At 69.6% G+C, this 7,854-nt stretch carries 4 protein-coding genes and 4 pseudogenes; 5 read left to right on the top strand and 3 right to left on the bottom strand.

The features are described 5' to 3' along the window. Positions 1 to 78: 78 nt before the first annotated feature. Positions 79 to 1,302, top strand: a complete 1,224-nt coding sequence (locus B7L92_RS31480; protein ID WP_039831852.1) for a glycosyltransferase — start codon at positions 79 to 81, stop codon at positions 1,300 to 1,302. Between the two features lie 177 nt (positions 1,303 to 1,479). Here B7L92_RS31480 and B7L92_RS31485 read toward each other — a convergent pair. Further along, positions 1,480 to 2,278 (bottom strand): IS5 family transposase gene (locus B7L92_RS31485; protein ID WP_255311227.1). Its coding sequence is split into 2 segments (ribosomal slippage): positions 1,480 to 1,812 and positions 1,814 to 2,278, totalling 798 coding nucleotides; the frame shifts between segments, so codons are not numbered across the junction. Positions 2,279 to 2,363: 85 nt separating this feature from the next. Here B7L92_RS31485 and B7L92_RS39830 point away from each other — a divergent pair. After that, positions 2,364 to 3,180 (top strand): annotated as a pseudogene (locus tag B7L92_RS39830) (IS5 family transposase). A gap of 93 nt (positions 3,181 to 3,273) precedes the next feature. On the opposite strand, the pseudogene B7L92_RS31500 reads toward B7L92_RS39830, so the two are convergent. Next, a pseudogene (locus B7L92_RS31500) lies at positions 3,274 to 3,723 on the bottom strand (GGDEF domain-containing protein); the annotation flags it as partial. A gap of 249 nt (positions 3,724 to 3,972) precedes the next feature. Here B7L92_RS31500 and B7L92_RS31505 point away from each other — a divergent pair. From B7L92_RS31505 to uppS, 3 genes and pseudogenes are all read left to right on the top strand, one after another. Beyond that, on the top strand, positions 3,973 to 4,581 hold the full coding sequence (locus B7L92_RS31505; RefSeq protein ID WP_107501662.1) for an ATP-binding cassette domain-containing protein: 609 nt from the start codon (positions 3,973 to 3,975) through the stop codon (positions 4,579 to 4,581). Beyond that, on the top strand, positions 4,578 to 5,447 hold the full coding sequence (locus B7L92_RS31510) for a hypothetical protein (protein ID WP_081240725.1): 870 nt from the start codon (positions 4,578 to 4,580) through the stop codon (positions 5,445 to 5,447). Before B7L92_RS31505 ends, B7L92_RS31510 begins: the two co-directional genes overlap by 4 nt. Before the next feature lie 193 nt (positions 5,448 to 5,640). Then, positions 5,641 to 7,308: pseudogene (gene uppS, locus B7L92_RS31515) on the top strand (polyprenyl diphosphate synthase). Between the two features lie 426 nt (positions 7,309 to 7,734). Here uppS and B7L92_RS39835 read toward each other — a convergent pair. Continuing rightward, positions 7,735 to 7,854, bottom strand: a pseudogene (locus B7L92_RS39835) (IS5/IS1182 family transposase); the annotation flags it as partial.

A 7,854-nucleotide genomic window follows, 5' to 3' on the forward strand; every position in this document is an offset into this window, starting at 1 on the left:
GGGGGCTTGCGGCAAGGCCCCCGTCAGGCCGCAGAATCGCCGACCGAGGCCAGTACCTGCAGAAACGGGAGTCGCGTGGTGCGTGTGTTGTTGTCGACCTATGGGTCGCGCGGGGATGTCGAACCGCTGGTGGCGCTGGCGGTGCGGTTACGGGAACTCGGCGCGCAGGTGAGGGTCTGTGCGCCGCCGGACGAGGTCTTCGCCCGGCTGCTGGCCAGGGCCGGCGTGGAACTGGTGGCAGTCGGCAGGCCGATGGGCACGATGACGGCGCCGTCGACGGAATCGGCGGCCTCCCGGCGTGTGACCGAGCTGGCCGCGCAGTTCGGCACGGTCGCCGCAGCCGCCGAGGGATGCGACGTCCTGCTGGCGACCGGTCTCGCGCACTTCTCCTCGCGGTCGGCGGCCGAGAAACTCGGTATCCCCTACGTGTACGCGACCTTTTGCCCGTTCCTGCTGCGGTCGCCGCACCAAGCGCCCCCCGCGCTGCTGGCGGGCCAGTCGTTCCCGCCGGAAGTGACCGACAACCGGGCGCTGTGGGACCTGAACGCCCGGGCCTTCAACGCGCTGCACGGCGGGGCGCTCAACGCCCACCGGGCCTCGGTTGGTCTGCCTCCGGTGGACGACGTCCACGGTTTTATCTTCACCGACCGGCCGTGGCTGGCGTCGGACCCGGTCCTGGGTCCGTGGCGGGAGGCCCCGGAGCTCGACGTCGTGCACACCGGGGCGTGGATCCTGCCGGACGAACGCCCGTTGGCGGACGACCTGCTGGCGTTCCTGGATGCGGGCACACCTCCGGTGTTCGTCGGCTACGGCAGCATGCGCGGCGTCTGCGCGGACATCGCCCGGGTGTCCATCGAGGCGATCCGCGCGCACGGCCGCCGCGCACTCGTCGGCCGCGGCTGGGCCGAACTGGCTCTGATTGACGACCGGGACGACTGCTTCGTCGTCGGCGAGGTCAATCAGCAGGCACTGTTCGGCAGGGTGGCCGCCGTCGTGCACCACGGCGGCGCGGGCACGACGACGACGGCCGCCCAGGCCGGAGCGCCGCAGGTGGTGGTGCCCCAGGCGGCGGACCAGCCCTACTGGGCCGGCCGGGTGGCCGCCCTGGGCATCGGTGCGGCACACGACGGCTCGGCTCCGACCACCCAGTCCCTGTCAGCCGCACTCGGGACGGCCCTCGGCCCCGAGACCCTCGCACGGGCACGGGCCGTGGCCGACGGCATCCGCACCGACGGAGCAGCAGTGGCCGCGAAACTACTGCTCGACACCGTCAGCCGAGAAAGGCCGTCGGTGCCCGCGTGACCCCCCACACGGGATCACTGAGCCGGGAAAGTACCCAGCGCCGGGCAAGACCGCCGACGCGGCATGCTCGAAGAGACCGGCATACTCGGCGGCTTTCTGGTCAACGTCGGATACTCACCAGCGAGCGACAGCACTGGCTTCCGAAGACCATTCGGTCAGGAGTTCTAAGAGATCATCTCATTTGGCGAGTCGGCGGTAGCAGATGAGGGTGCAGGCGATGCTGGTGAAGGCCAGGAAGTGCTCCGCCTTGCGCTCGTAGCGGCGATGAAGGCGACGGCGGCCGGCGAGCCAGGACATCGTGCGCTCGATGGTCCAGCGATGGCGCCTCAGTCGCTTGGAGGACTCGACGCCCTTACGGGCGAGGCGGTGCCGGATGCCGCGCTCACGGAGCCATTTCCGCAGACGAGCGTAGTCGTAGCCCTTGTCGCCGTGGAGCTTTGCAGGCTTGCGTCGGCGCGGGCCGCGGCGGGAGCGGATGGGCGGGATGCCGCGCACGAGCGGCTCCAGGCCCTTGGCTGTCGTGCAGGTTGGCGCCGGAAATCCCGACGGACAGGGGCAGCCCGGTCCGCTCAGCGATCAAGTGGATCTTCGACCCCTTCTTGCCCCGATCCACAGGATTCGGACCCGTCAGGTCCCCCCCTTTCAGTGCCCGCATGTTCACCGAGTCGATCGCGCACCTCGACCAGTCCAGCTCACCCCGCGAGCCGAGCTCGTCGAGCACCAGCCGGTGCAGCTTCGCCCATAGCCGGGCCTTCGACCACTCCGTGAACCGGCGATGGGCCGTCGCACCGGACGGTCCGAACACTGGCGGGACCTGCGACCACGTACAGCCCGTCGTCGCCACGAAGATGATCGCGGCTAGCACCTCACGGTCGCCATACCGGCGTCGGCCACCGCCTTGCGGACGCGACGGCGCCTCCGGCACCACACGCTGGAACAGCTCCCACAACCCGTCCGGGACCAGACGCTCAACCATCAACACGGCCACAGACTACTGCTGAGCCCAAATGAGATGACCTCTTAGACCGTGTCCTACGTGGTGAGGCGTCGTTGGTCCGTTCATGGGGCGGGGTACGTGGAGTTGGATTGTTCCGGACGGGTTGTGGGAGATCGCGAAGCCGCTGATCCCGCCGTCGAAGGTGCGGCCGCAGGGCGGCGGAACGCAAGACACGCCTGATGAGACGCTGTTCGCCGCGATCATCTACGTCCTAGTGTCCGGCTGCGCCTGGCGTGCGTTGCCGCCCTGCTTCGGGATATCGAAGTCGACCGCCCATCGGCGGTTCCTCATCTGGTCGAGAGCCGGCCTCTGGGGGCGGCTGCACGAGGCCGTGCTGCATCGGCTCGACGACGCCGGCCTCCTCGACGTCACCCGCGTCGTCCTCGACACCGCCCACGTGAGGGCGAAAAAAGGGGCGAACACACAGGTCCGAGCCCCGTGGACCGGGGCAAGCCGGGTTCCAAGATGCACATCCTGTCGGACACGAACGGACTGCCCCTCCTCGTCGGCGTCTCGGCCGTCCACGCCCACGACAGCGAAGGGCTGAAGCCGATGGTGGAGGGTCACCACACGAGACACGACCCCCACCGCGGCCGGTACTTCAAGCCCCAGCGCCTGCACGCCGACAAAGCCTACGACCGGGCTGACCTGCGCAGATGGCTGCGAGGGAAGCGGATCGGCGTGCGCATCGCCGCAAGGGAATCGAGTCCAGCGAGCGATTGGGGCGGCACCGCTGGGTGATCGAGCGCACCATGTCGTGGCTGTCCGGCTACCGCCGCTTGAGCCCTCGCTACGAACGCGATCCTCGCAACTACCTGGCCTTTCTCGGCCTCGCCGCCGCCCTGTGCTGCTACAAGCGACTCATCCGCCTCACCACGTAGGACACAGTCTTAGCCCGGCGAGGATGCAGGCCGCGTACGGCTGCCGGATGCTGATGCCCCGGATCCAGTCGCCCTCGGGCAGGGTCGCGATGCTCATGCGGCCCGCCCCCACACGGCCGTGCCCGGCCTGCCCGCCCGGCGTCCGTTGATCGACGGGACCGTGGTGTGCGCGGGAGTGGCGAGGACCGCGCGGCCGGAGTGCTTGCCGTCGTACAGCGCGGTGTCGGCCGCCCTCTGCAGGCCGGTCAGGTCGCGGACGCCGAGGACGTCGGCGGCCGCGGCGCCGACCGAGGCGGCGACCTGGAGGGTGCGGCCGTCGTCCAGGGTGACCGGCGTGTGCAGCATCCGGACCAGCTGCGCGAGACGCTGCTCGCGACGGCCGACGGGCAACTCCAGTACGACCGCGAACTCATCGCCTCCGAGGCGGCCCGCAGCGGCGCGCGGGCCCGCCCACGCGGTGATCCGGGCACCGAACGCGGCGAGTACGGCGTCCCCGCCCGGGTGCCCGGCCGTGTCGTTGATCTGCTTGAAGTGGTCGGCGTCGGAAGCGCGCGGGTTCGCACAATCTTGGAGGGCGCACAGGATGAACCCGCGGGCCGGTCGCCGGTTGGGGCAGTGGCGCGGGCAGGTTCGCTCAGGACCCGACCGCGGGCATGTCCGTCCGAAGCCCTTGCACGCCGCTGGCACCGATGCGTCTACGCCCCGGTGGCGTGGGGTCCGTGTCCTTGGCGCGTCGTGGTCGTTAGGCCATTCGGGTCACGGCCGGTCCAGGTCTCGGAGGGGGAGACAGGCGTGGAGGTCAAGGATGTGCATCATGCCTACCGTCGGCGTGTGGTCTTGCGGGGTGTTGACCTGCGGCTTCGGGCAGGCACGCTGTGCGGGATCGTTGGGGAGAACGGCGCCGGCAAGTCCACGCTGCTGAAGGTCCTTTCCGGCGAACTGCGGCCCATGCGTGGCACGGTCCGTCACAGCGGCCGGTTCGGCTATTGCCCGCAGCACGTAGTCCTCAATGACGCTCTGACTGTCCGGCAGCACCTGACGTTCTTCCAGACGGCTTACCGCCTGGCCGATGTGCGGTATGCCGAGGAGGTCATGGAGGTGCTGGGCTTCACCGGATACGCCGATGAGCGAACCAGTGTGCTCAGCGGCGGCACGCGGCAGAAGCTGAACGTGACGCTGGCGCTCATGCACGATCCGCAGGTGCTGTTGCTGGACGAGCCGTATCAGGGGTTCGACTGGGACACCTACCAGCGGTTCTGGGATCTGGCCGCGCGGCTGCGGGATGCGGGGCGCTCGGTCCTGGTCGTCTCTCACCTGGCGTATGACACCGAGCGCCTGGACGAGCTGTGGCGCCTGGACGGCGGGCTGCTCCGCCCGGACGAGGCGGGGGTCGCCGCGTGAGGTTCCACCTGACCCGCTTCGCCGTCGCCACCCGGTTCACGCTTATCGAGCACGGCCGCAACCGGTTCGCCATGATCCTGGTGGGCCTGTTCGTCCCGGTGTGGACGACCCTGGCGTACCTGGCGATGCCCGACACCCCGGCCCGGATGCGTCTGCACGCCACCGGAGAGGTGCTGGCGCCGCACGGCAATGAACTGACCGAGATCAGCGGCGCGCTCAACGCCGTCACGCTGATCACCGGTTTCATGATGTTCGCCGCCACGTTCTCCGGCAGCGGTTTCGACCGCAGGCTGGCCATGGCCGGCTACCCCCGTGCCCACCTCGTCCTGGCCAAGGTCACCGCCCTGGCTCTGGTCTCGGCGGCGGTCGCCGCCTACGCCACCGCCATCACCTGCCTGGCCTGGACACCCTGCCAGCCCCTCCTGCTCGCCGCCGCACTGTTCTGCGCCGGACTCACCTACGGGGCGCTCGGTGTCGGCTTCGGCTCCCTGCTGCGCCGGGAAGTCGAGGGCATGTTCGCCATCGTGATGACCAGCATTATCGACCTCGCGCTGCAGAACCCCATCAGCAGTTCCGGGGCCGACAGCCCGGTCATGCGCTACCTGCCCTCTTACGGGGCCATGCAGGCCAGCACGGCGGCCGGGTTCTCCACCAGCCCGGTACCCGGCTACCTGGCGATCCAGCTCACCTGGTTCGCGGCAGCCTCCCTGATCGCGCTGGTGGGTTTTCGCCGCAGCACCCGCAGCTCCCTGCCGTTGGCCGCCCCCACCCCGCTGCCCGGACCAGGAAGCGACAAGGTCGGCCTTCCCGCGCCACGCCAGGCCGCCACGCCCTCACCTGCGGCATCCGACACGGAAGCACACTGAGGTGCCGGTCCCCCACATGCGCGCCACACCACAGTCCACGACGGCAGACCTCGATGCGGCCCCGCGAGCATGGCAGGGGCAGCTCACCGCCCGGTCGCTCACCGGTGAAGACCCAGCCCTACGGGCGGCGTACCGGCTGTGCCAGCGCACCACACGAGTGCACGATCCCGCGATCCACGCCCTCATCCAGCTGATGCCGGCCGTGCTGCGCCCGGCCTGCTGGGCCCTGTGGGCGGCAGCGAGCATCCTGGACGACCTCGCCGACCAGCAAGATGCAGGACAGGCCGAACGTGAGGCCCGCGTCCAAGCGTGGACCCAAGCCCTGCAACGCGACCTGGCGGCCGGCACCAGCACGGATCCGGTCCGCCACGCCCTGGTGGACACCGCCCTGCGGTGGCACCTGGACCTGTCCAGCCTGCAAGTCGCCATGACCAGCACACGCGACGACGTCCGCGACCGGCACTTCGCCGACTGGGCCGCGTGGCGGGCCTGGTGTGAGGCACTGGTGCCCTGGGTCGACCAGGTACGGCACCTGTTCGAACAGGCCGGAGCGCCGATGACGCTCAGGCTGGACCGGCAACAGGACTACAAGCAGTTCATCGACGGCGCCCAGCTCACCGACATCCTCACCGACCTGAGCGCCGACCTCACCCAGGGCCTCCTGCTCCTGCCACAGGAGGCCCTGGACGCCTTTCCCGGCGCGGAAGACGATCTGCGGCAGAGGCGCTGGAGCCCCGCTGCCTCGGCTTTGATCGGCGACCTGACTGCTCTGGCCCGCCAATGGGTGACCAGACCCGCGATGACCAGAAGCATGCACCCGGGCGCTGCCAACGTGCTCAACACGGCCGCCTGCCTGATGCGCGCCCAACTCGATGCCGTCGACGCGGCCGGCCCCGCCCTGCTCAAGCGCGCCCCGCGCCCTTCCGTCGTCGCCCGCACCCGCATCCTGGCCCCCGCCCGCATCCGCTCGCATCTGGCCTGGAGCCTGACGCCCCTGACCATGCCCGGACCCCGGCGACCCGCGGTGAACGCGAGCGTTCCGGGCCCAGCAGCCGAAGACACCGCCCTGCGGCCCCCGCCATCACATCGCGACGGCGCCAAGCCTCCGCAGATCGCTGCCGACCGGATGCCCTCCCACGTGGCGGTCATCATGGACGGCAACGGCCGCTGGGCCGAGCAGCGCGGCCTGCCCCGCTTTGAAGGCCACCGCGCCGGTACCGCCGCCGCCCACGAGATGGTCTACGGTGCCCTGGAGATCGGCCTGCGCCACCTGACCCTCTACGCGTTCTCCACCGAGAACTGGAAACGCGACACCGAGGAAGTCACCACCATCCTGGAAGCGATGCGACGCGACCTCGATGAAGGCCCCATCCGTGATCTCGACGTACGCCAGCGCTGGTCCGGCCGCCCCGACAAACTGCCCGAGGACCTCGTCCAAGCCCTCCTGCGCGAGGAGCGCCGCACTCGCAACCGCACCGGACTGACCCTCACCGTGTGCATCAACTACGGCGGCCGCGACGAGATCACCCGAGCTGCCGCGGCCCTCGCTCAGGCAGCCCAAGCAGGCGACGTGGCCCCCCATCTCATCAGTGAAGACGACTTCGCCCGCCACCTGCCCCACCCCGACATGCCGGACGTCGACCTGCTGTGGCGCACCGGCAACGAACAGCGCACCTCCAACTTCCTGCCCTAGCACGCCACCTACGCCGAGCTGCACTTCACCTCCGACTACTGGCCCGACGTCGACCGGCGTGACCTGTGGCAGGCCATCACCGAATACAGCCGACGTCAACGCCGCCACGGCGCCGCCTCCCTCATCTCCCCCCGGAGACCACCAACCGCCCCGTCACGTCCGATCTGACTCCCGGGGACTGGCGTGTCCGGGCCCGACAACGTCCACGTCCGCCGGAACCCCAAGGGTCCAGCAGGGGTTGCCGTAGCGGCGGTGTCGACTCCAATGCGGCGAAAGAGGTCTACAGCTGACGCCTGACGCGCTCTTCCTGCTACCGGGGCAGCTTCGCGGTGCGCTCAGAGTGGGCAGCGGTGACGTAGCGTGACCGCGTCCGCGAGCCCGGTCTCCACCGACACGCCGGCCGGGTCTATCACGACCGTCGGGTCTGGAGCCGGGCGCACGAGAGTCAGCACGCGACTTTCAGAACCTGACATGAGCACGCATATTTCTGCGATCACTCGTAGATTTTTCGAGTTACTGCAGAGGTCTCACGCGAGCTAAGTGCTGTCCCGTAAATGATCTACGACATGCTGGATGACCAGCGTCATTTTCCGGTCACCCGGCGAGGGCGAGGTTGTGGAGGCGGGCGACGCCGAGCATGGCGTGGTGGACGCCTTCGCCTTTCAGGCGGCAGTCGCGGAGGATCTTCCAGGTCTTCATGCGGGCGAAGACGTG

It is taken from the genome of Streptomyces viridosporus (assembly GCF_002078235.1).
GTDB classification, from domain to species: Bacteria; Actinomycetota; Actinomycetes; order Streptomycetales; family Streptomycetaceae; genus Streptomyces; species Streptomyces viridosporus.